Annotated in this window: 24 protein-coding genes; 5 read left to right on the top strand and 19 right to left on the bottom strand. The window is 71.3% G+C overall.

Translation table 11 applies throughout. The features are described from left to right. Nucleotides 1-14 precede the first annotated feature (14 nt). The 6 genes from D3272_RS02685 to D3272_RS02660 all read right to left on the bottom strand — a co-directional run bounded on the left by D3272_RS02685 (nt 15) and on the right by D3272_RS02660 (nt 4881). Nucleotides 15-866, bottom strand: a complete 852-nt coding sequence (locus tag D3272_RS02685) for an ABC transporter permease (RefSeq protein ID WP_129217548.1) — start codon at nt 864-866, stop codon at nt 15-17. 196 nt (nt 867-1062) lie between these two features. Next, a complete protein-coding gene (locus D3272_RS02680; protein WP_129217547.1) occupies nt 1063-1428 on the bottom strand; it encodes a tRNA-binding protein in 366 nt (121 codons plus the stop codon). Further along, nucleotides 1428-2189, bottom strand: a complete 762-nt coding sequence (locus D3272_RS02675; protein ID WP_245496347.1) for a TetR/AcrR family transcriptional regulator — start codon at nt 2187-2189, stop codon at nt 1428-1430. Before D3272_RS02675 ends, D3272_RS02680 begins: the two co-directional genes overlap by 1 nt. Nucleotides 2190-2338: 149 nt before the next feature. Next, a complete protein-coding gene (gene proC, locus D3272_RS02670; RefSeq protein WP_129217546.1) occupies nt 2339-3223 on the bottom strand; it encodes a pyrroline-5-carboxylate reductase in 885 nt (294 codons plus the stop codon). Nucleotides 3224-3260: 37 nt separating this feature from the next. Next, a complete protein-coding gene (locus D3272_RS02665; protein WP_129217545.1) occupies nt 3261-3761 on the bottom strand; it encodes a type III secretion system chaperone family protein in 501 nt (166 codons plus the stop codon). Between the two features lie 295 nt (nt 3762-4056). Further along, nucleotides 4057-4881, bottom strand: coding sequence for a response regulator (locus tag D3272_RS02660; protein WP_129217544.1), 825 nt, complete (start codon nt 4879-4881; stop codon nt 4057-4059). A gap of 228 nt (nt 4882-5109) precedes the next feature. Between D3272_RS02660 and D3272_RS02655 the strand changes: the two genes are divergently transcribed. Continuing rightward, on the top strand, nt 5110-5352 hold the full coding sequence (locus tag D3272_RS02655) for a NepR family anti-sigma factor (protein WP_129217543.1): 243 nt from the start codon (nt 5110-5112) through the stop codon (nt 5350-5352). 41 nt (nt 5353-5393) lie between these two features. On the opposite strand, the gene D3272_RS02650 is transcribed toward D3272_RS02655, so the two are convergent. Next, a complete protein-coding gene (locus D3272_RS02650) occupies nt 5394-6365 on the bottom strand; it encodes a heparan-alpha-glucosaminide N-acetyltransferase (protein WP_129217542.1) in 972 nt (323 codons plus the stop codon). 55 nt (nt 6366-6420) lie between these two features. Between D3272_RS02650 and D3272_RS02645 the strand changes: the two genes are divergently transcribed. Then, entirely contained in the window at nt 6421-7038 is a 618-nt protein-coding gene (locus D3272_RS02645) for a DUF2939 domain-containing protein (RefSeq protein ID WP_165361186.1), read from the top strand. Between the two features lie 43 nt (nt 7039-7081). Here D3272_RS02645 and D3272_RS02640 read toward each other — a convergent pair whose 3' ends face one another. The 8 genes from D3272_RS02640 to coxB all read right to left on the bottom strand — a co-directional run bounded on the left by D3272_RS02640 (nt 7082) and on the right by coxB (nt 13854). After that, nucleotides 7082-7849 carry an SURF1 family protein gene (locus tag D3272_RS02640; protein WP_207210121.1) on the bottom strand — a complete coding sequence of 256 codons (768 nt, stop codon included), beginning with the start codon at nt 7847-7849 and terminating at the stop codon, nt 7082-7084. Further along, nucleotides 7846-8220 carry a DUF983 domain-containing protein gene (locus D3272_RS02635; RefSeq protein WP_129217540.1) on the bottom strand — a complete coding sequence of 125 codons (375 nt, stop codon included), beginning with the start codon at nt 8218-8220 and terminating at the stop codon, nt 7846-7848. Before D3272_RS02635 ends, D3272_RS02640 begins: the two co-directional genes overlap by 4 nt. 66 nt (nt 8221-8286) lie before the next feature. Then, nucleotides 8287-9156: a cytochrome c oxidase subunit 3 gene (locus D3272_RS02630; protein WP_129217539.1), complete on the bottom strand. Its 870-nt coding sequence runs from the start codon at nt 9154-9156 to the stop codon at nt 8287-8289. A 243-nt stretch (nt 9157-9399) separates the two neighbouring features. After that, on the bottom strand, nt 9400-10011 hold the full coding sequence (locus D3272_RS02625) for a cytochrome c oxidase assembly protein (protein ID WP_245496346.1): 612 nt from the start codon (nt 10009-10011) through the stop codon (nt 9400-9402). A gap of 1 nt (nt 10012) precedes the next feature. Continuing rightward, nucleotides 10013-10177: a hypothetical protein gene (locus tag D3272_RS27115; RefSeq protein WP_165361185.1), complete on the bottom strand. Its 165-nt coding sequence runs from the start codon at nt 10175-10177 to the stop codon at nt 10013-10015. Between the two features lie 4 nt (nt 10178-10181). Then, complete coding sequence (locus tag D3272_RS02620; RefSeq protein WP_129217537.1) at nt 10182-11126, bottom strand: heme o synthase; 945 nt, start codon at nt 11124-11126, stop codon at nt 10182-10184. A 120-nt stretch (nt 11127-11246) separates the two neighbouring features. Then, a complete protein-coding gene (gene ctaD / locus D3272_RS02615) occupies nt 11247-12914 on the bottom strand; it encodes a cytochrome c oxidase subunit I (RefSeq protein ID WP_129217536.1) in 1668 nt (555 codons plus the stop codon). Between the two features lie 31 nt (nt 12915-12945). Next, nucleotides 12946-13854: a cytochrome c oxidase subunit II gene (gene coxB, locus D3272_RS02610; RefSeq protein WP_129217535.1), complete on the bottom strand. Its 909-nt coding sequence runs from the start codon at nt 13852-13854 to the stop codon at nt 12946-12948. 248 nt (nt 13855-14102) lie between these two features. On the opposite strand from coxB, the gene glcF reads away from it, so the two are divergent. Continuing rightward, the gene (gene glcF / locus D3272_RS02605) at nt 14103-15494 is read left to right on the top strand and encodes a glycolate oxidase subunit GlcF (RefSeq protein WP_129217534.1); all 1392 of its coding nucleotides are present in this window, start codon (nt 14103-14105) and stop codon (nt 15492-15494) included. Between the two features lie 25 nt (nt 15495-15519). Here glcF and D3272_RS02600 read toward each other — a convergent pair whose 3' ends face one another. The 4 genes from D3272_RS02600 to D3272_RS02585 form a co-directional block, all read right to left on the bottom strand. Next, nucleotides 15520-15858, bottom strand: a complete 339-nt coding sequence (locus D3272_RS02600; protein ID WP_129217533.1) for a hypothetical protein — start codon at nt 15856-15858, stop codon at nt 15520-15522. A 384-nt stretch (nt 15859-16242) separates the two neighbouring features. Further along, a complete protein-coding gene (locus D3272_RS02595; RefSeq protein WP_129217532.1) occupies nt 16243-17187 on the bottom strand; it encodes a PfkB family carbohydrate kinase in 945 nt (314 codons plus the stop codon). A gap of 38 nt (nt 17188-17225) precedes the next feature. Beyond that, nucleotides 17226-18404 carry a fumarylacetoacetate hydrolase family protein gene (locus D3272_RS02590; protein ID WP_129217531.1) on the bottom strand — a complete coding sequence of 393 codons (1179 nt, stop codon included), beginning with the start codon at nt 18402-18404 and terminating at the stop codon, nt 17226-17228. 147 nt (nt 18405-18551) lie between these two features. Next, nucleotides 18552-19910: an LLM class flavin-dependent oxidoreductase gene (locus tag D3272_RS02585; RefSeq protein WP_129217530.1), complete on the bottom strand. Its 1359-nt coding sequence runs from the start codon at nt 19908-19910 to the stop codon at nt 18552-18554. A gap of 158 nt (nt 19911-20068) precedes the next feature. On the opposite strand from D3272_RS02585, the gene D3272_RS02580 reads away from it, so the two are divergent. Continuing rightward, complete coding sequence (locus D3272_RS02580) at nt 20069-21349, top strand: MFS transporter (protein WP_129217529.1); 1281 nt, start codon at nt 20069-20071, stop codon at nt 21347-21349. Nucleotides 21350-21438: 89 nt separating this feature from the next. Next, a complete protein-coding gene (locus tag D3272_RS02575; RefSeq protein WP_245496345.1) occupies nt 21439-23418 on the top strand; it encodes a methyl-accepting chemotaxis protein in 1980 nt (659 codons plus the stop codon). The last annotated feature ends 28 nt before the right edge of the window (nt 23419-23446 follow it).

The raw sequence follows: 23446 nt of genomic DNA, 5'->3' as shown, positions 1-23446 counted from the left end.
TCAGGGACCCTCGGTTACAACCAATAGACGATGCGGGAGCGGAACTTGGCGAAGACCGGCCAGGCGATGAGGCTGAGCACGCAGAGCGCGACCAGCACGGTGCCGTAGGTTTCCGGGGCCGGGACGTGGCCGAGCAGCGGCTCGGAGACGACGCGGAGGAAGGACGCGAAGGGATTGAAGACCTTGATGTAGTAGGCGTTCGGGCCGAGCTGCTCGACGTGCCACATGATGGGCGTGACGAAGAAGGCGAGCTGCAGCAGGTTGCCGACGATCTGCGGCATGTCGCGGAAGCGCGTGCACAGCAGCGCCAGGCTGATCGACGCGGCGAAGACCCCGGCCAGGACCAGGAGAAGGCCCGGGATGGCCAGCAGGGCCACGGGGCTCGGGGCATAGAGGAAGACGATGAAGACCAGCGGGATGATGATGATGTTGTGGCCGAAGGCCATCATGTTGCGCACCAGCACCCGCATGATGAAGGTGGATTTCGGCAAGGCTTCCTGGCGCAGGTAGGGCGCGGCCTCGATGAAGGCGCTGCAACTTTCCGAGATGGACGTCGAAATGAACGTCCAGATGGTCATGTTGACGGCGAGGTAGGGGATGTATTCGTGGATGTTCTGGTGGAACAGGCCGCCGTAGACGGCACCGATGCCGGCCACGAAGAAGGCCATGCTCAGCGTGATCCAGAACTGGCCGAAGCGAGACCGCTTGTAGCGCAGGCGGATGTCGCTGACGCCGAGCAACGCCCAGACGTGCCAGCCGCGGAAGCAGCGCGCCAGGTCCAGGGCTGCCAGCCGCCATTCCCGGACCCACGGCCGCTCGGGAGATGAGGCCGCCTGGAGGGCCGGCAAGGCTTCGGTACTGCGCATCCTGGCTCCGCGAACTCGTGGACCCGACGCGTTCCGGGCGGGACGATTGCGCCGGAACGTCTATCGGAACTGCGGAGCGAGCGTCAAGGCGAGCCCGGGCCGGCCGCCGCGCGCTCGTCCGCGCCGGGCCTCCTCTTCGAGGAAGAATGGCCCGGAATCAAGGCAGGGCCTCCGGCACCGGCCGAAGCCGCCCGCTTCAGAACAGCCGTCCACCGTCCGGCACGGGCAGGGTGGGCACGCCCAGAACCACCTCGCCATCGGCGTCCGGGAAGCCCAGCGTGAGCACCTCGGACATGAAGGGGCCGATCTGGCGCGGCTTGAAGTTGACCACGGCGCAGACCTGGCGCCCCACCAGGGCGGCGGGGTCGTAGTGGCGGGTGATCTGCGCCGAGGACCGCTTGCGGCCGATACCGGGGCCGAAGTCGATCACGAGCTTGAGAGCCGGCTTGCGGGCTTCCGGGAAAGGTTCCGCCTCCACCACCGTCCCGACCCTGATGTCGATGCGGCGGAAATCCTCGTAGGAGACCTGCTCGGCGACCGGTTCGGGCGAGGGTGCCGCCATCAGAGCGCGATCCCGGCGTCGAGATCGTCGGTCGGCACGGGCTTGACGGTCGGCTTGCGCTCGCGCGAGCGGCGCCGTGCGTCCATCATGGCACGGCCCATGATCCGCAGCGGCGACACCAGCCGGTCGAAGTCGTCGAGCCGGGCCACCCAGGTCTCGCCGCGGGACAGTTCCCGGTCGAGGGCCGCCATGGTGCGGGCCTGGCCGGCATCGTCGTCCTCGAACCAGACGTCGAGCACCCGGCCCCAGGCCAGCACGAGGCCCTGCAGCTTCAGGGCCGCCATGTTGCCCTCGACGTCGACCCCGGCGGCCGCCAGCATGAAGCGCATCGAGTTGAGGACCACGCCGTTGAGCGCCGCCGCCGTGAGCGGATCGCGGCGCACGTGCTCCATGATGCCCTGCAGCCCGAGCTTGTAGGGCGCCATGGCGTCGAGACGCCGCATCAGCACGTCGAACACGCGCTCGCGCGGGGCCTCGTCGGCGAGGGTCTGGTTCTCCTGCCCCAGCACCACGTGATCGATGCGGCGGGCGAAGCCGGCCAGCACCGCCCCCTTCGACGGGAAGGCGTCGCGGAACTCCGACAGCGAGACGCCGGCCCGGGTCGCGACGTCGGTCAGGCCGAAATCGTCCCACTCGCGCTCGGCCGAAAGCTCCATCAGGGCTTCGATGATCCTGTCCTTGACGGAAGGCGCGGGCCGGGCGGCTGCGGGTGGGGCGTCGGGCTCGGAACCGCCGGTGCTGCGCGCGTCGGGGATCATCATGGTGCTCCTGGTCGATGACGGCCGGGCGCCGTGCCCGGGGGGACCGTGCCGGTCCCGGTCCCGCTCATGTAGCGCCGGAACCGCCGGGACCAAACCGCTACGGGGGCGATGTCGCGCCGCGGGGCGGGGAGCCGGCGCGGCGTCGCGGTTCAGCGCGACAGTTCCTGGGCCCGCCGGAACGCGGCCTCGACGGCGCGGTCGAGCAACGGTCCCAGCGCGTCGTCGGCCATGAGCACCGCCAGGGCGGCGGCCGTGGTGCCGCCCGGCGAAGTGACGTTCTGCCGCAAGGTGGCGGGCGGGACATCGGGCTGGCGATGCAGCAGTTCGCCCGCCCCCTCCACGGTGGCGCGCCCGAGGCGGGCGGCGAGGTCCGGCGACAGGCCCAGCCGCTCGCCGGCGCGGGCGAGGGCTTCGGCCAGAAGGAACACGTAGGCGGGGCCGGAGCCCGACACCGCCGTGACCATGTCGATCTCGCCCTCGTGGGCGAGGCGCTCCACGCGGCCCACGGCGCCGAGCCAGCGTTCGGCCCGCAGCACCGCTTCGGGCGACAGGCGGCCGTCCGAAGCGAAGCCCGTGATGCCACGGCCGACCGAGGCCGGCAGGTTCGGCATGGCGCGCACGCAGCCGGCGGCGCGCGGGAACCGGGCCGCGAGGTCGGCGAGGGTGCGGCCGGCCAGGATCGACACGACGGCGGTGCCGGGGCCGGCCCACGAGGCGATGGCGGGGGCGCTGGCCTCCAGCGCCTGGGGCTTGATGGCGAGTACGAGCGTGTCGACCGGGTGGACGGCCGGCGGATTGAGCGCCACTCCGCCTGCGCGGCAGAGGGCCGTGAGGGCCGGCGACGGCTGGGGGTCCGACACGGCGATGCGCCCGCCGCTGACGCCCTGGGCCAGCCAGCCTTCCAGCATGGAGCCGCCCATGCGGCCCGCCCCGACCAGCAGGACGGTGTCGCGCGCGTCGGACGCATCGGTCCCGGATGGTCGGGTCGTCGACAGGCGGGCGTTCGGCGGATCGGTGTCGGGGACGTCGGTCATGGCGGGCCTCGCCGGGTTCGGGCAGCGTCGGGCCGGATCAAGCCTCGCCCTGGGTTTCGAACATGGCGCCATCGAGCGCGTCGCGGGCGCTCTTGCCGGCCCAGAGCACGAACTGGAACGCCTGGAAATAGCGGTCGCATGCGGTGACGGCCATCTTGAGGATGGCCTCGCACTGCCGCCCGTCGGGGTCCGCCCCGCCCGCCATGAGCAGCGAGTGCCGGAACATGACGACGTGTTCGCGGCTCCACAGGTCGAAATGGCCGATCCAGAGCTGTTCGTTGATCATGGCGATCAGGCTCTGGATCTCGGTGCGGCGCCGGTCCGGCACCTTGAGGTCGAAGGCGCAGCCGACGTGCAGCGCTTCGAGGTCCGACAACCAGGTGAAGGCCACGTGGTAATCGGCCGACGCGCCCTCGACCGAGATGGAGATCTCGTCCTCGTCGTCCCGGTCGAAGGACCATTCCCGCATCGCGGCGAGGCGTTCGACGACGTCCACGGGATGTTCGGCGCGGGGTGGTTCGAAGGCGAGAAGCGACATGCGGGGTACTCATCGAGCTTTGGGCGGCGAGGGTAGCGACAGGGCCTTGCCCCACGCTCTCCTCTTCCATCCGACCGTGCCGCCCGCCGCGAGGACGGTGTGCAGCGTGCAGTCGAATCACCCTTGCCCCGACTATAGACTCGGGACTCGGCCGAAAGAACCTGGGGTGCCCCGCGGCACCCCGACATCGCTGCGGAAAACGCAGCCTGGCTTGTGGAGAAGATCCGGCGCGTGGAGACGGTCCGGCATCGCGGGCCGGAGCCCTTCGAAGCCGCCCCCGCGACGGGGAGCGGCGTCAGGCGCGGGCGGCGGCGGCGGAACTCGCGGCGCGGCGGTGTGACTTGCGGTCGAAGAACAGCACCTGGCTGATCACGGCCCGCAGCGTCTCGACCGAGAAGGGCTTGGCGATGAGGAAGGCGGGCTCGGGCGGCGCGCCGGTGAGGAAGCGCTCGGGATAGGCCGTGATGAAGATCACCGGCACTTCGAAGGCGCCGAGGATCTCGTTGACGGCTTCGAGCCCGGAAGAGCCGTCGGCGAGCTGGATGTCGGCGAGGATCAGGCCGGGCTGGTGATGCTGGACGGCCTTCAAGGCTTCACGATGCGTGCGCGCCACGTCGACCACCTTGTGGCCGAGGTCCTCGACGACGTTCTGGAGGTCGAGGGCGATGAGCGGCTCGTCCTCGATGATGAGCACGTCGGTCGAGATCTGCTCGGCGATCTCGCTGTTGGCGCTTTCCAGCAGGCGCTTCGCCTCGTCGACCGAACAATCGATCGTGCGGGCGACCTCGTGGATGTCGAAGCCTTCCAGCGCAGTCAGCAGCAGCGCCACGCGCGGCATGATGGAGATGGCTTCGAGCCGGCGTGTCGTGCCGATCTCGTCCGCCGACGTGGCCGACGTGTCGGTCAGGGTGTTGACGGCGACCGAACGCCACAGGTTGAGGAAAAGCTTGTAGAGGCTGCAGCGCACGTCGGCGCCGACGTCGAGGTTGCCCGGGTCCGCCACGATGGCTTCGAGCGTTTCGACCACATAGGCATCGCCGCCCTTCTGGCTGCCCGTCAGGGCCCGCGCAAACCGCCGCAACTGCGGGAGATGCGGGGCGATCGCCTGTGAAATCGACATTCTAACCTCAGTCCATCGACGCGGAGCATGGAACGCTGCGCTAGATAACGCCCGACTGCGAAAATAGTTTCCGACATGGGAACATTAAATTCGACGCGGCGTTCTCGAACCGCGACGGCCGCAGCGGATCCGAAGATCGGCGGCCTTTTTTGGTGGCGCTGAGACTAGTCTGCAGCCTGCCGGATCGCAAGCCGCGGCACCGAGCGGGCGAGGGCGAGTGGATCGACGATGAACCCAGACAACGAGAACGAGCGTCTTCCGGCGCCGAACCAGGATCTGTCCGCCTCCCCCGAGGCCGGCCGGTCGGATGCCGAAGGTGCCGCCGATGGCGCCCGGCCCGGCACCACGGACGTGCAGGCCTATATCGGTCGGCAGTTGCGTGCGGTCTATGACGATGTCGTGAAGCAGCCCATCCCCGACCGGTTCCTGGCGCTGATGAAGCAGCTCGAGGAGCAGGGCGCCAAAACCTGATCGAGGCCTGATCGGGAGTCGATCCGCCGTCTGGCGTCGCGTCATCCCGGCGATGCCCGGCACGCGCGCGCGATGGCGTCGAGGTGCGGCCCGGTGAGCCGCGGGGTTTCGCCCGCGGTGTGCGAGGCGCCTCTCGCTTCCGCCGCCACCCGCATCGTCGTGCAGGTGCAGGCCGCGAGGCAGAGCTTCGGTGCCGCGCCCGCCGCCTCGCAGTCTGCCCGACACTGCATCAGGAACGGATCCTCGCCGGCCTCCGGCCGCGCCGCCGCGCCTGGCGAGACGGCCATCAGCACGCCGTAGAGGATCGGCTGGTGCAGCATGTAGACGGCGAGGCTGTGCCGGCCCAGCCGGGCGAGCGCCGGCACCGGACCCTTCGGCGGCCGCCCGGGTCGCCCCCCGGGCGAGCGGCGGGCCATGCCGTCGCCCAGCACTGTCCCCAGCAGCACCAGGGCCAGCCAGGGCAGCAGGGGCCGGTAGTCGAGCGTGCGGGGCAGGGCCGTTCCCAGCCCCAGCGCGGCGCCCGGCCATCGGTCGAGGGCGGCAGCCGGCCATGTGGCGAGGGACGCCGAGCGGGCCAGGGCGGGCGCCAGGGCGGCGGCGGCGGCCAGACCCAGCCGCGACGCCACGGACCGCCCCAGCAGCGGCAGCGCCAGGGCATTCGCCACCGCGATGCATTGCAGGATGCCGAAGACGATGGGTGCCTCGGGCGCCACCACGAGGCTCGCCGCCGTGACGACGAGGCCGGCCGCCGCCAGCGCGGCGAGGCGCCGGAGCGCGAAGCCCGTGCCCTTGGGCCGCGCCAGCGCGAGACCGACGCCGGACAGCAGCAGGAAGGTGCCCGCAACGGTGTCGGCCAGCAGCGTCCAGCCGGGCGAGGCGGATGGCGGCGGCAAGGGCCAGCCGAGCGCCGACAGGTCCCAGGCCGCATGATAGACGACCATGCCGCAGAGCGCGGCGCCGCGCAGCGCGTCGAGCGCGACGAAGCGGGGCGGGGCCGAGCGGGCGTCAGCCATGTTTCCTCCACATGCGGCGGGCAAGGACCGGCCCGAAACGTTGGAGAACAGGCCGATGCGCCGATGGTTGATGATCGTGGGTGCGGTCGTGGTGGTGGGCCTCGCCTATTGGGCCTGGCCGCTCGTCGGGGCGGCGCAACTCGCCCGCACCGCCCGGGGTGGGGATGCCGGGCAGGTGTTCGAGCGCGTCGACGTCGACGGGCTTCGTCGCTCGCTGGCCCGGCAGATCGCCGCCGCATACCTCGACGTGTCCGGCAAGGGCAAGAAGATGGGGGCTTTCGGGCGCAGCGTGGCCGGCGCGGCGGTGACGACGGTGGCGGATCCCTACGTGGCGCAACTGCTCACCCCGGACAACATCATGGCGCTGCTGTCGAAGGGCCGCATCGCCCAGGTCGACCTCGGCGGCCGGCCCATCGCCGTGAAGGGTGACCTGCCGGACTTCTCGACGCTGCTCGACGACCACCTGCTGGCCGCCGTGACGGGATCGTACTTCGACCAGATCAAGGATTTCGTCATCCCCATCGACGGCGGCCACGGCGTCGACGACCAATATGGCGTCCACATGCATCTCGTGGGCCTGACCTGGAAGCTCGGCGGCATCGACCTGCCCGCCCTGCTGGTCGCCGAGATGGCGCGCTCGATCCTCGCGGGGGAGCCGCCCCCGACCCTGTGACGTCGTCGCCCGAGCCGGCCGCCACCCGCACCTCCGCCGCGCGTCACCCGTCGCGGAGGCGGCGCCAGGCGAAGACCGCGAAGACGCCGAACAGAGCCGCCGCGAGGCCGAACCAGGTCAGCGCGTAGGACAGGTGGCTGTTCGGGAACTCCAGCACCGTTTCGCCGCCCTGCGGCAGGCCGCCCGGAGCCTGGCCGGCGTCCTCGTCGATGACGAAGGGCGCGGCATCGGCGATGCCGAACCGCGCCGCGACGGCCTCCGGGTCGACCGTGAACCATTGGTTCCGGACCGGGTCGTCGGCGGGCGTGAAGCCGTTGCGGGTCTGGGGCGAGCGCATCAGCCCCGTGATGGTGACGTCGCCCGCGACCTGGCCGGCGGCGCGGGTGGCGGGGTCGAGCCGCGCCTCCGGCACGAAGCCGCGGTTGACCACGACGGTGCCGCCGCCGGCGAGGTGGAAGGGCGTCAGCACGAGGTCGCCGACCCCGTGGAAGGGACCGCGGGCCTCGACGAGGGGCCGGTACACATGCACCTCGGCCGCATGGTCGAACCGGCCTGTGGCGGCGACGCGGCGGTATTCGTAGGTGGCGGGGTCGAGCCCGGGCCAGTCGCGCCGCGCGGGCAAGGGCACGGGGGGTGCCACGGTGCGCTCCGCCACGGTGCGGATCAGCGCCTCCTTCCAGGCGAGGCGCTGCAATTGCCACAGGCCGAGGCCCACCAGCGCCGTCGCCACCGCCGCCGCCAGCAGGCCGGGGAGGACGAGGGAGAGCCAGCGCGACCGGGCCTCCCGGGCCGGCACCCCGGCGGCCGTCAAAGCCCGATCCGACCCTGGCCGGCCTTGTTGCGATATTGCAGCCCGATCATCAGGCCCTTGATGGGCCGCAGCATCCCCAGGCACAGGATGGGCACCAGCGGCAGGATGATGAGCATCAGCAGCCATATCGGGGGCTCGTAGGCGGCATCGATCACCAGGGCCAGGGCGACGACGACGATGAGGGCCGCGAAGGAGACGAACACGGCCGGCCCGTCCCCGGCATCGGCGAAGGCGTAGGACAGGCCGCAGGCATCGCAGCGCTCGGCGATGTCGAGGAAACTGCGGAACAGGCGTCCCCGCCCGCAACGCGGACAGCGCCCCGCCATGGCGGCCGAGGCCGGCGACACCGCAGCACCGTCACCGATCGTCATGGCGAAGAGCCCCCGGGTTCGACGACACGGCGCGCCGCCCGTCGTCGCGGATGCGCCGGCCGGGGCTCAGCCCGCCGCGCCGGTCGTGGCGACGCCCCACGACCCCCAGACGTAGATGGCGACGAACAGGAACAGCCACACGACGTCGACGAAGTGCCAGTACCAGGCGGCGAACTCGAAGCCGAGGTGCCGGCGCGGCGTATATTGCCCGGCATTGGCGCGCATCAGGCAGATGGCGAGGAAGATCGTCCCGATGATGACGTGGAAGCCGTGGAAGCCCGTGGCCATGAAGAAGGTCGAGCCGTAGACGTTGTTGTGGAACGCGAACGGCGCATCCATGTATTCGGACACCTGCACGCCGGTGAAGAGCAGGCCGAGCAGCACGGTGAGCACGAGCGCGCGCTTCACCGAGGCCCGGTCGCCGAGCAGCATGGCGTGGTGGGCCCAGGTGATGGTGGTGCCCGACGTCAGCAGGATCAGCGTGTTGAACAGCGGCAGGTGGAAGGCGTCGATGGTCGAGACGCCCTTCGGCGGCCAGTGCCCGCCGGTGAACTCGGTCCGGAGGAACTGGCGGGCGAAGCCGGGAAACAGGCTGACGTCGAAATAGGCCCAGAACCAGGCGACGAAGAACATCACCTCGGAGGCGATGAACAGGATCATGCCGTAGCGCAGCGAGATCTGCACGACGCGGGTGTGGTCGCCCTGCTTGGCTTCCTGGATGACGTCGCTCCACCAGGACAGCATGGTGTAGAGCACGCCGAGCAGGCCCGCACCGAAGACGTAGGGGCCGATGGGCGCCCCGAGAAGCGGCATGTGCTTCATCCAGGCGATGCCGCCGATCGCCATCACGAAGGCGCTGAGCGAGCCCGTGAAGGGCCAGGGGCTCAGCGGCAGGATGTGATAGTCGTGATTCGGCTTGGCGTGTCCGTCGGCCATCGCGTCTTCCCCTCGGGTGCGCCCGCCAGGGGCCGCCTCGTCCATCATCGCCGGTCTAGAGCCTGTGGACAGGCCCGCATTTGAGAGCTCACGTGGGCCGGCCACCGCCTGCCGCACGCTGATGCCGACGTTCGCTTGCGGCTGGATCTTAGCCGGGCCTTCCGCCTGCGGCAACGGCCCTGCGGCGCGGAATGGACGCCGTGCCGGCCTGAGATCACGGCCGGGACGGGGCCGCGGGGTGGATCACAGCTTGCGGGGTGGCGTCGCGTCGGGGGCTGCGTTCGCGGCCGCCTTGGCGGCAGTCGCACCGGCCTTGGCGGCGAAGAACGTGTAGCTCAACGTCAGGCTCTGCACGTCCGCCATGGTCGGGTCGGCTTCGAGCTTCGGGTCGAGGAAGAACACGACCGGCAGTTCCGCCGTCTCGTTCGGCCCGAGGTGCTGCTCGTCGAAGCAGAAGCAGGCGATCTTGTTGAAATAGAACCCGCCGATGTCGGGCGTGATGTTGTACTGCGCGTTGGCGGCGGTGTCGCGCGCCGCAGTGCTGCGGACCTTGAAGAACACCGTCACGGTCTGCCCGGTGCGGACCGTCATCTCGGGCGTCTCGGGCTCGAACTTCCAGGGCAGGCCGGGCGCCACGTTGGCGTCGAAGCGCACGTTCAGGGTGCGGGCCCCACGCGCCGCCGGCGCGGCGGTGGCGACCTGCGGCGTGCCGCCGTAGCCCGTCGCCCGGCAGAAGACGCGGTACAGCGGCACGGCCGCATAGGCGAGGCCCAGCATCACGACCGCCATACCGAACACCGCCAGGGCGGTGCGGCGGTGGTGGGCGGCGCGGGGGATGGCGTTGGGGTCGGTCACGCTACAGCGCCCTGTCGCCGACATGGCTGCCGAGCTTGGCGATGGTGAGGGCGTAGACGATCATCACGAGCAGTCCGATGATGAGACCGATGGCGACGTTGCGGGCCCGCCGGCTGCGCTGCTGGGCCGGCGACAGGACGATGCCGCGATCCTTCGGGACGGCCACGGCGTCACAGGCCGAGGTGGGCGGCCAGTGCCAGGCCGCGTTCGGCGAGCAGCACGGCGAAGAGCAGGAACAGGTACAGGATCGAGAAGGCGAACAGGTTGCGCGCCGCCTTGTCGGCCTCCGGCCCCACCCTTACGCTGTAGCAGCGCCAGGCCAGCCACATCATGACGGCGCCGCTGACCAGCGCCACCGCGCCATAGACGGCACCGGCCAGCCCCGTGACCCAGGGCATCATCGCCAGCGGGACCAGCACGATCGTGTAGAGCAGGATCTCCAGCCGGGTGCGGGCCGTGCCCTTGGCGATGGGCATCATGGGGATACCGGCCTTCGCGTAGTCCTCCGACTTCAGCAACGCCAGGGCCCAGAAATGCGGCGGCGTCCACACGAAGATGATGGCGAACAGGATGAAGCTGTCCAGCGTCACGCTGTTGGTGACGATCGCATAGCCGATCATCGGCGGCAGGGCGCCGGCGGCGCCGCCGATCACGATGTTCTGCGGCGTCGCCCGCTTGAGCCACACCGTGTAGATCAGCGCGTAGAAGACGATGGTGAAGGCCAGCAGCGCGGCCGAGAGCCAGTTGGCCGCGATGCCGATCATCATCACCGAGACGACCGACAGGACGCCGCCGAACGCATAGGCTTCGCCCGACGTGACCCGGCCGGTCGGGATCGGCCGCCCGCTGGTGCGCTTCATCAGGGCGTCGACATCGGCCTCGTAGGCCATGTTCAGCGCGCCCGAGGCGCCGGCCCCGACGGCCGTGGCGAGCAGGCTGACCAGCGCCACCACGGGATGGACGTGGCCGGGTGCCACGACGAGCCCGGCCAGAGCCGTGAAGACCACCAGCGACATGACGCGGGGCTTCAGCAGCTCCCAATAGTCGCCGGGAAGGGCGAGCGAGCCGGCGAGGGCTCCGTCGGAGCGGCCGGCCGGCTCGGTCAACATCGTCATGCGGTCAGCATCCATGCAAGCGGGACGGTTCGGTTCTCGCCGAAGTTCCCAGGCGTTTCGGCGCATCCGCGCCGCCGGGGCCGGGACGCCTTCGCGAGGAAGGGCATCCCGGCCGCGGGGTCAATGGTCGTGGCCCGTGATGCGGGGCAGGGTCTCGAACTGGTGGAAGGGCGGGGGCGACGACAGCGTCCATTCCAGGGTCGTGGCGCCCGAGCCCCAGGGGTTGTCGCCGGCGACGCGCTTGCGCGCGAAGGCTTCGAAGACGATGAACAGGAACAGGGCGATGGAGGCCACGGACAGCACCGCGCCGGCCGACGACACCTTGTTCCACAGCGCGTAGGCGTCGGGATAGTCGACGTAGCGTCGCGGCATGCCGGCGAGGCCGAGGAAGTGCTGCGGGAAGAACGTCACGTTGACGCCCACGAACATGATCCAGAAATGGATCTGCCCCAGGCGCTCGTTGTACATGTAGCCCGACATCTTCGGGAACCAGTAGTAGAAGCCGGCGAAGAGCGCGAACACGGCGCCGAGCGACAGCACGTAGTGGAAGTGGGCCACCACGTAGTAGGTCTCGTGGAGGGCGCGGTCGACGCCGGCATTGGCCAGCACCACGCCGGTGACGCCGCCGACCGTGAACAGGAAGATGAAGCCGACGGCCCACAGCATGGGCGTCTTGAAGGAGATGGAGCCGCCCCACATGGTGGCGATCCAGGAGAAGATCTTGATGCCGGTCGGCACCGCGATCACCAGGGTGGCGAAGACGAAGTAGCGCTGCGTGTCCAGCGACATGCCCACCGTGTACATGTGATGGGCCCAGACCACGAAGCCCACCACGCCGATCGCCACCATGGCATAGGCCATGCCGAGGTAGCCGAAGACGGGCTTCTTCGAGAAGGTCGACACGATATGGCTGATAATGCCGAAGGCCGGCAGGATCAGGATGTAGACCTCGGGGTGACCGAAGAACCAGAACAGGTGCTGGAACAGCAGCGGATCGCCGCCGTTCGACGGGTCGAAGAAGGCGGTGCCGAAGTTGCGGTCCGTCAGCAGCATGGTGATGGCGCCGGCGAGGACCGGCAGCGACAGCACGAGCAGGAAGGCCGTGACCAGCACCGACCAGGCGAAGAGCGGCATCTTGTGCAGCGTCATGCCCGGGGCGCGCATGTTGAAGATGGTGGTGATGAAGTTGATGGCGCCGAGAATCGACGAGGCGCCGGCCAGATGCAGCGCCAGGATGACGAAGTCCATGGCGGGGCCGGGGTGGCCGACGTTGGACGAGAGCGGCGGATACATCACCCAGCCGCCGCCGAAGCCGTTCATGCCGGGGGCGCCCTCCACGTGCATGGAGATCATCAGCAGCAGGAAGGAGAAGGGTAGCAGCCAGAAGGAGATGTTGTTCATGCGCGGGAACGCCATGTCGGGCGCGCCGATCATGATGGGCACGAACCAGTTGCCGAAGCCGCCGATCAGCGCCGGCATGACCATGAAGAAGATCATGATCAGCCCGTGCATGGTGATGTGCACGTTGTAGAGGTTCTTGCCGGCGTCGACCATGGTCGAGGCGTCGGCCTGGCCGACCCATTCCGCCATGTGGCCCATGAAGTGCCAGTTGGGGTTCATGAGCTGGATGCGGATCATCAGCGACATCACCGCCCCCACCGTCCCGGCGAAGATCGCGAAGATGAGGTAGAGGGTGCCGATGTCCTTGTGGTTGGTGGAATACAGGTAGCGGCGCCAGCCGTGCGGCAGCGCGTGGTCCCCGTGGGCGGCGGTTGCGGTCGTGGCCATCTGGATCTTTGGCTCCGGCGGGGTCGGGGGATCAGCGCGGATCGGCGGCGTCGGCGAGGCGGACGGGCGCGGTCCCGTCGAGCGGCACGAGGCCGTTCTGGGCGAACTTCTTCTTGGCGTCCTGCAGCCAGGCCGCGTAGGCCGGCTGGCTCACGACACGGATGGCGATGGGCATGTAGGCGTGGTCCTTGCCGCAGAGCTTGGAGCACTGGCCGTAGTAGATGCCCTCGCGGTCGGCGCGGAACCACGTCGAGTTGAGGCGGCCCGGCACGGCATCGATGCGCACGCCGAGGGACTGAACGACGAAGCCGTGGATGACGTCGGCGCCGATGACGTCGACCTGGATGTTCTTGTTCACCGGCACCACGGCCTCGTTGTCGACCGACAGGAGGTTGATGAAGTCCGGGGTGTTCTTGGCGTCCTTCTCCTCGAGGCGGGTCGAATCGAAGCCGAAGCCGCCGTCCTGGTCCTTGGGATAGTCGTAGGACCAGTACCACTGCTTGCCGGTGGCCTTGATGGTGATGTCGGGCTTGGGCAGTTCGAGCTGCCGGGTGAGCAGGCGGAACGACGGGATGGCGATCACGACGAGGATCAGCACCGGGACGATGGTCCAGGCCACCTCGAGGACGGCGTTGTGGGTCGTCTTGGAGGGGACCGGGTTGGCCTTCTCGTTGAACCGCACCACGCAGATGCCGATCAGCACCATGACGAAGAGGCTGATGACGGTGATGATGGGGAAGAGCAGGTCGTCGTAGAAGCCGTGGATCTCGCGGGCGATGTCGGTGACGCCGACCTGGAAACCGTACTGGCCCGGCACCGGATGGCCGATGCCGTCCTCCGCCAAGGCCGTGCCGGCCATCGCCAGCAGCATCGGCGAGGCCATCACGAGGAGCGCCGGGATGGCCGCCGAGCAGGTCCGAACCCAACCGTACTGTCGCATCGAATCGCCGCTCCCTTTCGCCGCACCCGGTACGTTGCCGAAGCGGCTCGCACGGGGTCCACCGGCGTCGTGTGTCGACGGGCCCGCGCTTCTTTCAAAACCACATCGGCGGGGGGCGCGCAACCGCGGGCGGGGCGCCGCCATGCGTCATATGTTCGGCGGGCCGCGTCATGTCGCGATTCCACCGTGCCCCGATCTGGACTAGCGTCGCGGGAAACAAAGCGCATCCCGCCGCCAAGGGCCGTCCCATGCAGACCCGCTTCGCCCCCGACCGCCTCGCCGATGCCGCCACGCGCGAATCCGAGAAGATCCTGCGGACCTGCGTCCACTGCGGCTTCTGCACGGCGACCTGCCCGACCTACCTGCTGCTCGGGGACGAACTCGATTCGCCGCGCGGCCGCATCTACCTCATCAAGGACATGCTCGAGGGCGGGAAGCCCGCCACGCCCGAGGTCGTCAAGCACATCGACCGCTGCCTCTCGTGCCTCAGCTGCATGACGACCTGCCCGTCGGGCGTGCATTACATGCACCTCGTCGACCACGCGCGGGCCCATATCCAGGACACCTACGTGCGGCCGCCGGCCGACCGGCGCCTGCGCGACCTCTACGCCCGCGTGCTGCCGCACCGCGGCCGGTTCCGCGCCGCCCTCATGGCGGCCCGGCTGGGCCGACCCTTCGGGCCGCTGGTGGCGCGCCTGCCCGGCTTCGGGGCCCGGCTCGCCGCCAGCCTCAAGCTGTCGCCGACGCGGCCGCTGCCGAAGGCGCGGTATCGCCCGGGCGACACGATCGCCGCCACGGCGTCGCCCGCCGGAGGGGGGCGCCGCGGCCGGGTGGCGATCCTCACCGGCTGTGCCCAGCAGGTCCTGCGGCCGACCATCAACGAGGCGGCCATCCGGCTGCTCACGGCGCACGGCGTCGAGGTGGTGCTGCCGCGGGGCGAGGGCTGCTGCGGCGCCCTGGTGCACCACATGGGGCGCGAGGGCGAGGCCCATGCCGCCGCCAAGGCCAACATCGACGCCTGGACGCGCGAGATCGAGGGCGAGGGCCTCGACGCCATCCTCATCACCACGTCGGGCTGCGGCACGACCGTGAAGGACTACGGCTTCATGCTGCGCCAGGACCCCGCCTATGCCGAGAAGGCCGCCCGCGTGGCGGCGCTCGCCCGGGACGTGACGGAATATCTCGCCACGCTGGAGCTGTCCGCCCCGCTCCGCACCCTCAAGGGGCCGCTCGCCTACCATTCCGCCTGCTCGATGCAGCACGGGCAGAAGATCACGGACCTGCCGAAGCGCCTTCTCAAGGAGGCGGGCTTCGCGGTGCGGGACGTGCCGGAAGGCCACATCTGCTGCGGCTCGGCCGGGACCTACAACCTGCTGCAGCCCGAACTCGCCGACCGGCTCCGGGACAGGAAGGTCGCCAACATCGCCAAGCTGGCGCCCGTGGCGGTGGCGGCCGGCAACATCGGCTGCATGACGCAGATCGGCATCGGCACCGACATCCCGGTCGTCCACACGGTGGAACTGCTCGACTGGGCCCGGGGCGGGCCGGCCCCGCACGGCTGGGACATCCCCGACGCGCTGGTGACGGCGCCCGAAGCCGATGCGCCGGCGCCGAACCCGCTGGCGGCGGCGCTGGGCTGACCGGCGCCGTCGTCCCGCCGATGCGTCAGCCCCAGGCGGCGATCCCGTCGGTGATGAAGAGGCCGATGTGGCAGTCCTTGCGCCAGCGCAGCTCGGCCGGGACCAGGGCTTCCGAACGGCCGTCGAGCACCAGCAGCCTGCGGGGCACCGGGATGTCCGCCGGCAGTCTCACGCAGGCGCCGTGGAGCGAGATGTCGTAGAACAGGCATTCCGCGATCACCGATCGGTCCAGCCGCAGCAGTCGGCCTTCCCGCAGCTTCGTGCGATGCCGGAGTTCGGCACGGGCCACCTTGCCGGCAGGCTTGTCGCCGACGCGCGGCGCCGGCACCCTCGGTCGCGCCGCGGATGCGGTCTTCTTCGGCACGGCACTCTCCTCTCGTCCAGAACGCCGTCGGCGCTTTTCGATGCGCCATCATCGGGGCGGGGCGTGAAGAAACAACTAGAGATGCGGTCAGGGCGGAGTCGACCCGAGTCTATGGTTGCGAAGTCTTCCGATCTGGACAGTATCGATGCAGCATCGGCCCGCGCCCGAAGCTCAAACTTTGAATTGAGCACATTCTGCGCATCGTCCCTCCACGGCCTCCGCCCAGCCGGGCCGGGCTGGGCGGTCCTGCCTTCAATCCACCGGCTCCTGCCCGACATCGGGGACACCGTGCCGGGACGCGAGCGGAGGCGAGGATGCGCCCGACGACGCGGCCGGCCGCCACGGGTGCTGCCGCTGCGGGTGCTGCCGCCGCGGGTGCTGCCGTCAGCCTTGGCCCAGCACCCTGTCGACCTCGGCGCGCGTCGGCGGCTGGGCGCCCTGCCGCGTGCAGGTGATGGCGGCGGCCGCGATGGCGAAGAGCAGCCAGCGGCCGACCTCCCCCTCGCCCGGCTCGCGCCCGCTGCCCCCGAGCGCCCCGTCCCGCGCCATGGCGGCGAGCAGCGCCGCCATGAAGCTGTCGCCCGCCCCGACCGTGTCGACGACGTCGATCGCCGGGGCCGGCTGCACGATCCGCTCGCCGCGGAAATGCGCCTCGGCGCCCGAACCGCCGCGCGTCATGACAACGAGCTTCGGGCCGAGGCCGGCCCAGCGGGCCGCCGTTTCCGAGGGCGGCGTGCCGGGGTAGAGCCAGTCGAAGTCCTCCTCGCTGGCCTTGACGTAGGTGGAGAGCCTCACCCGGGCCTCGACCATGGGCAGCGTTTCGGCCCGCGGCGGCACCACGAAGGGCCGGATGTTGGGGTCGTAGCTCGTGGTGGCGCGTCCGCCCGCGCCCTGCAGCGCCGCGAGGGCCGCCTCGCCCAGCGCGCCGTCGGTCGCCGAGAAGGAGCCGATGTGGAGGTGGGCGGCGGTCCTGGACCAATCCGCCGCCAGCGGCGAGGGACCGTCATAGGCGGTGGCGCCGAGGTAGAAGCTATAGCGCGAGCCCGTCGCGGCGGTGCCGCGCGTCACGAAGGCGAGGGGGGAGGGGCGCGGATCCACCAGCGAGAAGCCCGCATCGACGCCGGAGGCCCCGAGTTCCCGGAGCATGTCGTCGCCCATGGCGTCGCTCGACAGGCGGCCGGCATAGCCGGTCGGCACGCCGAGCCGCCCGAGGCCGATGGCGGTGTTGAACGGCGAGCCGCCCAGCACCGCTTCATAGGTGGTGTCGCCCTTGGGGATGAGGTCGACCAGGGCTTCGCCCGATACGAGCACGAGACCGTCGTTCGCCATGGGTCCTCCGGACGTGGGCTGTCGGGGCTGGCCGGGCGTCACAGGACGCCGCGGCCCGCCAGGTGGCGCATGAGGTGGCTGGTGCCGTAGGTCCAGGGCGGACAATCGGCGCAAAGCTTCATGCGGTTGCGCAGGCTGCCGAGCTCGGGGGCCGCCACCGTGACGATGTCGCCGACCGCGTGGGTGAAGCCCTGGCCGGGTGCCGCGCGATCCTCGACGGGTGCGAAGAGCGTGCCGAGGAACAGCACGGCCCCGTCGGGATATTGGTGGTTCCGGCCGATCATCTCGGCGGCGAGGTCGGCGGGGTCGCGGCTGATCTTGCTCATCGAGGAGCCGCCGTCGAGCCTGTAGCCCTCCGGCCCCTCCACCGTCAGGGCGATCTCCATGGCGCGCAGGTGGTCGAGCGTGAAGGTGGGGTCGAACAAGCGCAGGAACGGGCCGAGCGCGCAGGACGCGTTGTTGTCCTTGGCCTTGCCCAGCAGCAGCGCCGAGCGGCCCTCGACGTCGCGCAGGTTGACGTCGTTGCCGAGCGTGGCGCCGACGATCCGCCCGTCCGAGGCCACGACCAGCACGGCCTCGGGCTCGGGGTTGTTCCAGGCGGAGGAGGGGTGCAGGCCGGCGTCGGCGCCCGTGCCGACGGCCGCCATGGGCTGCGCCTTGGTGAAGATCTCGGCGTCGGGGCCGATGCCGACCTCGAGATATTGCGACCAGGCGCCGCGCGCGATCAGCGCCGCCTTGAGCCGCATGGCCTTGTCGGAGCCGGGGCGGAGCTTCGAGAAGTCCTCGCCGACCAGCGCCACGATCTCGGCCCGGATGCCGGCCGCCGCGGCGTGGTCGCCGCGCGCCCGCTCCTCGATGACGCGTTCCAGCATCGACACCGCGAAGGTGACGCCGGCGGCCTTCACGGCCTGGAGGTCGACCGGCGCCAGCAGCCAGGGCCGGCCGGGGTCGCGCCCGTCCGGCACCGTGTTGGCGAGGACCGCGTCGAGGGTGCCGACGGGTTCGCCGGCGGCGGCCCGCAGGGCTTGGGCCGGTTCGGGGGTTTCGGCGAGGTCGCGCATCGTCGGGAACTGCGCCGTGATGTCGTGCAGCCCGTCCTCCCGCACCGCCACCACGGCGGGGCCGCCGATGTCGGGCCGCCAGATGCGGCCCGCGAGGGCGCCGGCTGTGCCGTCCCGCGGCAAGGTTGAGGCGCTGTCGAGGCTGAGGGCGGGCATGGCTCTGTCGCTGTTGCTTGTTCGGAGGCGCGATTTAAGGCGCCTTCGCCCGGAGCGGCAAGGGGCTTGGCAACGGGCTTCGCACCGGGCGTCGCCAGCGGCTTCGCGCCCCGCCCCGGCCGCCGTCGTGCCGGCGGCGGGCGGCCGTCACCCGGCCCCGACGCCCGCGCCGGCATGGCCCGGCGGCAGGGCGTCGCCGCGTCCGAAGAGCCGGTGGCGGAGCGTTCCGGGGCGGTAGGCACGCTTGTGGATGCCGCGCTCCTGCAGGGCCGGCACCGCGATCCGCACGAAGTCCTCCCAGCATTCGGGCACCACGGTGCGGGTGAGGTTGAAGCCGTCGACCTCTCCCTCGTCCATCCAGGAGTCGAGTTCCGCCGCCACGGCGGGGCCGTCGCCCACCACCAGCGGGTAGCGTCCCCCGAGCGCGAGCTGCCCCAGCAGGTCGCGCTTGGTGAGGCCGAGCCGGCTCGCCGCCTGGGTGTTGGACTGGATGGCGTTGCCGGTGCCGGCGCCGACCGGGTCGTCGGGCCCGTGGCGCGACAGGTCGATGCCGCTTCCGGCGGAGAAATGGGCGAGGCCCGCCTCCGGGCTGGCGAAGGCCGCGTAGTCGGCGAGCCTGTCGCGCGCCTGCGCGGCGGTGTCGCCCACCACCACGCTGATGCCGACCAGGATCTTGACGTCGCCCGGCTCCCGGCCGGCGGCCTCGACTTCCCGGCGCAGGCTGCGCACCGTCCGTTGCGCCGTCTCCTTGTCGGGGGCCGAGATGAACACGCATTCGGCGTGGCGCGCCGCGAAGCGCTGCCCGCGGCCCGAAGCGCCGGCCTGGAACAGCACCGGCGTGCGCTGGGGCGAGGGTTCGGCGAGGTGGTAGCCGTCGGAGCGGTAGAAGGGGCCGGCATGGTGCACGGCCCGGATCCCGGCCGGGTCGGCATAGACGCGGGCCGCCCTGTCGCGGCGCACCGCGCCGGTGTCCCAGCTCGCCTCCCACAGCTTGTAGAGCAGGTCGAGGCAGTCGTCGGCCCGGTCGTAGCGCGTGTCGTGCTGGGCGAGGCCGTCGAGCCCCACGGCGCGGGCGGCGCTGTCGAGGTAGCCGGTGACGATGTTCCAGCCGATGCGCCCGGAAGTCAGGTGGTCCAGCGTCGAGAGCCGCCGCGCGAAGGTATAGGGGTGCTCGCCGGCGATGTTGACCGTCACGCCGAAGCCGAGGCCGCTGGTCACGGCGGCCATGGCGGGCACCAGCAGCGTGGGCTCGTTGACGGGCAACTGCACGGCTTCGCGCGCCGTGACGTCGATGCCGCCGCCGTAGACGTCGTAGACGCCCGCGATGTCGGCGATGAAGACGGCATCGAAGAGCCCCGCCTCCAGCGTGCGGGCGAGGCCCGTCCAGTGGTCGAGCCGCGTGTAATCGCACGAGCGGTCCCGCGGGTGGGTCCACAAGCCGTGGTTGATGTGGCCGACGCAGTTCATCGTGAAGGCGTTGAGGACCATCTCGCGGCGGGGCGGCATGGCGGGCTCCAGGGAAGGTTGGCGGTCGGTCGGCTCGCGCCGCCGCGCTGCGGGCCGGCGCCCGCCTGGGGTGAAGGCGCCCGGCCGCCGGGGAGTTCCGGCACCCGGGCGCGGAAGCGGGTGATTGACCCGCGCTGCCCAGCATGGGACCGAGCGGCATGCCGCCCTCCGACATCCCCTCGCCCCGCCCCGCCATCCGCGCCGCGCCCGGCCCTCGCCCGGCGCTCCCGACGGGTGTCGGCCGGGTGCTGCTGGGCCTCAGCCTGATGCTGATCGCCCTCAACCTGCGCGCCATCTTCCCCAGCCTGTCGGCGCTGCTGCCCGAAGCGATGCGCGCCACCGGCGCCGGGCCGGCGGCCGCCAGCCTGATGACCACGGTGCCGGTGCTGTGCCTCGGGCTGTTCTCGCCCGCCGCCGCGCCGGTGGCGCGCCGCCTCGGCACCGAGCGGGCCGTGCTGCTGGCGCTGCTGGCGGTCGGGGCCGGCACCGCCCTGCGCGGCATCGGCACGGTGCCGGCGATCCTCGCCGGGGGGCTCGTCGCCGGGGCCGGGATCGCCTTCGGCAACGTGCTCCTGCCGGGCCTCGTCAAGCGCGACTTTCCCGACAGGATCGCCCTCCTGACGGGCCTCTATTCCATGTCGCTCAGCGCCGGGGCGGCGGTGGCGGCCGCCCTCACGGTGCCGGCCGCCCAGGCGCTCGGCTCCTGGGCGGCGGGCCTCGCCGTCTGGGCCCTGCCGGCGGGCGCGGCGGCGCTCCTGTGGTTGCCCCGGGCATTGCCGCGCCGCCCGGCGGCCCGCGCCGGTGGCCCGGCCGGCGCCCGCCCGCTCTGGCGCGACGGGCTCGCCTGGCAGGTCAGCGCCTTCATGGGGCTGCAATCGGCCCTGGCCTACTGCGTCTTCGGCTGGCTCGCTCCCATCCTGCGCGAGCGGGGCCTCGATGCGGCCTCGGCCGGCCTCCTGCTGTCCGTCTCGGTCGTGGGGCAGATGGTGGGCTGCTTCGCCGCGCCGGCCCTGGCGACGCTCGGGCGCGACCAGCGCCTGGCCTCGACCGCGCTCTACGGCCTCGTCGTCGTCGGCCTGGCCGGCTGCTTCTACGCCCCGCTCGGCACCGCCTGGATCTCGGCGGCGCTGCTCGGCCTCGGGCAGGGCGGCCTCCTCGCCGTCGCCCTGACCATGATCCTCCTGCGGGCGCCCGATGCCGGCGTCGCGGCCCGCCTGTCCGGCATGGCGCAGGGGATCGGCTACACGCTGGCGGCGGGCGGGCCGCTGCTCGTCGGCGTGATCCGCCAGGCATCGGGCGGCTTCGGTGCCGTGCCGATCCTGTTCCTGGCGCTGGCCGCGCTGGGTGTCGCATCCGGCCTCGCCGCCGGGCGCGCCAGGGTCATCGACCTCGACTCGCCGCGGGCGCCGGCCCGAACCACGGACGGGGGCGGCGCATGATGGCTCACCGGGCGTTGTGATTAACCATCAATTATGGCGTTTATGCTTCTGTGGAGCGCATCGAAGTCCTCGATCCACAAGGGCCGGCCATGCGTCTCGACGACCTCAAGCTGCGGACCAAACTGCTACTCCCCATCCTGATCAGCTCGGCCGCCATCGCCGGGATCGTGGGCTTCGGCTCGTCCGAGTTGAAGGCGACGACCGATGAGGCCCAGGAACTCATCATGCACCGCGACGTGGCCGCCGTCCGGATCGCCCGGGCGGCTCGCGCCATGGCCCAGGCCGAGGTCTACGGCTATGCGGGTCTGATCAGCGCCTCGAACACGCCCATGGGCCGTTATGCGGCGGCCCACTACCCCGAGGCGGTCAAGAAGGCCGATCAGGGCTTCGACGCGGCAGGACCGCTGCTGCCCGACAAGGCCGGGCAGATCGCCGCCTTCCGCGACCGGTTCCGCGCCCTGACGGTCAGGCTCGACGAGGTCGACAGGGTGGGGCAGTCCACGCCCGGGCTCGCCCAGGGCACGACGCTGACGGGCGCCGACCTCGACACCCTGGCCAAGGGTACCAAGCTGCTGGCCGACATCAGCGAGGACCTCGACACGCTGATCGCCGACACCGTGCAGATGAACACCGCCATCATCGACGAGAACACGCAACGGTCCGACGCCCTCAGGGCGCGGTCGACCGAGGCCTTCTTCGCCTTGCTGGCCGGCGGCCTGCTGGCCATCGCGGCCGCGGCGGGCTTCACCTACTGGCTGTCGACCCGCAAGGTCTCGTTCCCGCTCGGCCGCCTGGCGGAGAGCATGCGGCGGCTCGCGACCGGCGACCTCGGAGCCGACGTCGCCGGACAGGCCAGCCGCGACGAGATCGGCGTCATGGCCCAGGCCGTGGAGGTGTTCAAGCAGGCCGCCATCGACAAGGTCGCGATGGAGCGCGAGGCCGAGGCCGTCCGCCGCCAGGCCGAGGCGGAGCGGAGCCGCGGCGAGGCGCAGCGGGCCGAGGCGGCCCGGCACCTCGCCGACGTCGTCGACGGCATCGGGCGCGGCCTCGACCAGCTCGCCAGCGGCGCCCTGACGTTCCGCCTGAGCCAGAGCTTCGCGGCCGAATACGAGAAGCTGCGCATCGACTTCAACGGCGCCATGGCGCGGCTCGCCGACACGCTGGGGCACGTGGCCTCCAACACGTCGGCCATCCGCTCCGGCACGGGCGAGATCTCGACGGCGGCCGACGACCTCAGCCGTCGCACCGAGCAGCAGGCGGCCTCGCTCGAGGAGACCGCCGCGGCGCTCGACGAGATCACCGCCACGGTGCGCAAGACCAGCCTCAGCGCCAACCGCGCACGCGACGTCGTCGGCACCGCCAAATCCGGGGCCGAGCAGTCGGGCGAGGTGGTGCGGCGCGCCGTCGACGCCATGACGGCGATTGAGCGCTCGTCCAGCGAGATCGGCCAGATCATCGGCGTGATCGACGAGATCGCCTTCCAGACGAACCTCCTGGCGCTGAACGCCGGGGTGGAAGCGGCGCGGGCCGGCGACGCCGGCCGGGGCTTCGCCGTGGTGGCGTCCGAGGTGCGGGCGCTGGCGCAGCGCTCGGCCGACGCCGCCAAGGAGATCAAGGCGCTCATCACCACCTCGCGCGACCAGGTCGAGCAGGGCGTCTCGCTCGTCGGCGACACCGGCCAGGCGCTGGAGCGCATCCTCGGCCAGGTCGCCGAGCTCGCCACGATCGTCACCGAGATCGCGGCCTCGGCCCAGGAGCAGGCGTCGGGCCTCGATCAGATCAACACCGCCATCAACCAGATGGACCAGGTGACGCAACAGAATGCCGCCATGGTGGAGGAATCGACCGCCGCCAGCCATGCGCTGTCGCGCGAAACGCAGGAGCTGTCGGACCTGGTGGGACGCTTCCAGCTCGGCGACAGCCGCGGCGGAGCATCGGCCGCGCCCGTGCCGGCGCGCCGCAGCGCAGCGCAGCCCGTCGCCCAGCTCCGGACCGCCGGGCGGGGCGGGGCCGTCCGCAGCGCCGCCGCGCCCACGGCCGCCCGGGACGCCGACTGGCAGGAGTTCTGACCGAACCCACCGGCCGGCGGGCCGCGGG

Source organism: Lichenibacterium ramalinae (assembly GCF_004137085.1).
GTDB lineage: Bacteria > Pseudomonadota > Alphaproteobacteria > Rhizobiales > Beijerinckiaceae > Lichenihabitans > Lichenihabitans ramalinae.
Note: the sequence above shows the minus strand (reverse complement) of the source record. Positions and strands in the feature narration are given on the sequence as shown.

Bases quoted from the DNA above. Each gene is read 5' to 3' on its own strand.
- D3272_RS02685 (WP_129217548.1), bottom strand. From the start codon at position 866: ATGCGCAGTACCGAAGCCTTGCCGGCCCTCCAGGCGGCCTCATCTCCC.
- D3272_RS02680 (WP_129217547.1), bottom strand. From the start codon at position 1,428: ATGGCGGCACCCTCGCCCGAACCGGTCGCCGAGCAGGTCTCCTACGAG.
- D3272_RS02675 (WP_245496347.1), bottom strand. From the start codon at position 2,189: ATGATGATCCCCGACGCGCGCAGCACCGGCGGTTCCGAGCCCGACGCC.
- proC (WP_129217546.1), bottom strand. From the start codon at position 3,223: ATGACCGACGTCCCCGACACCGATCCGCCGAACGCCCGCCTGTCGACG.
- D3272_RS02665 (WP_129217545.1), bottom strand. From the start codon at position 3,761: ATGTCGCTTCTCGCCTTCGAACCACCCCGCGCCGAACATCCCGTGGAC.
- D3272_RS02660 (WP_129217544.1), bottom strand. From the start codon at position 4,881: ATGTCGATTTCACAGGCGATCGCCCCGCATCTCCCGCAGTTGCGGCGG.
- D3272_RS02655 (WP_129217543.1), top strand. From the start codon at position 5,110: ATGAACCCAGACAACGAGAACGAGCGTCTTCCGGCGCCGAACCAGGAT.
- D3272_RS02650 (WP_129217542.1), bottom strand. From the start codon at position 6,365: ATGGCTGACGCCCGCTCGGCCCCGCCCCGCTTCGTCGCGCTCGACGCG.
- D3272_RS02645 (WP_165361186.1), top strand. From the start codon at position 6,421: ATGCGCCGATGGTTGATGATCGTGGGTGCGGTCGTGGTGGTGGGCCTC.
- D3272_RS02635 (WP_129217540.1), bottom strand. From the start codon at position 8,220: ATGACGATCGGTGACGGTGCTGCGGTGTCGCCGGCCTCGGCCGCCATG.
- D3272_RS02630 (WP_129217539.1), bottom strand. From the start codon at position 9,156: ATGGCCGACGGACACGCCAAGCCGAATCACGACTATCACATCCTGCCG.
- D3272_RS02620 (WP_129217537.1), bottom strand. From the start codon at position 11,126: ATGACGATGTTGACCGAGCCGGCCGGCCGCTCCGACGGAGCCCTCGCC.
- ctaD (WP_129217536.1), bottom strand. From the start codon at position 12,914: ATGGCCACGACCGCAACCGCCGCCCACGGGGACCACGCGCTGCCGCAC.
- coxB (WP_129217535.1), bottom strand. From the start codon at position 13,854: ATGCGACAGTACGGTTGGGTTCGGACCTGCTCGGCGGCCATCCCGGCG.
- glcF (WP_129217534.1), top strand. From the start codon at position 14,103: ATGCAGACCCGCTTCGCCCCCGACCGCCTCGCCGATGCCGCCACGCGC.
- D3272_RS02595 (WP_129217532.1), bottom strand. From the start codon at position 17,187: ATGGCGAACGACGGTCTCGTGCTCGTATCGGGCGAAGCCCTGGTCGAC.
- D3272_RS02590 (WP_129217531.1), bottom strand. From the start codon at position 18,404: ATGCCCGCCCTCAGCCTCGACAGCGCCTCAACCTTGCCGCGGGACGGC.
- D3272_RS02585 (WP_129217530.1), bottom strand. From the start codon at position 19,910: ATGCCGCCCCGCCGCGAGATGGTCCTCAACGCCTTCACGATGAACTGC.
- D3272_RS02580 (WP_129217529.1), top strand. From the start codon at position 20,069: ATGCCGCCCTCCGACATCCCCTCGCCCCGCCCCGCCATCCGCGCCGCG.
- D3272_RS02575 (WP_245496345.1), top strand. From the start codon at position 21,439: ATGCGTCTCGACGACCTCAAGCTGCGGACCAAACTGCTACTCCCCATC.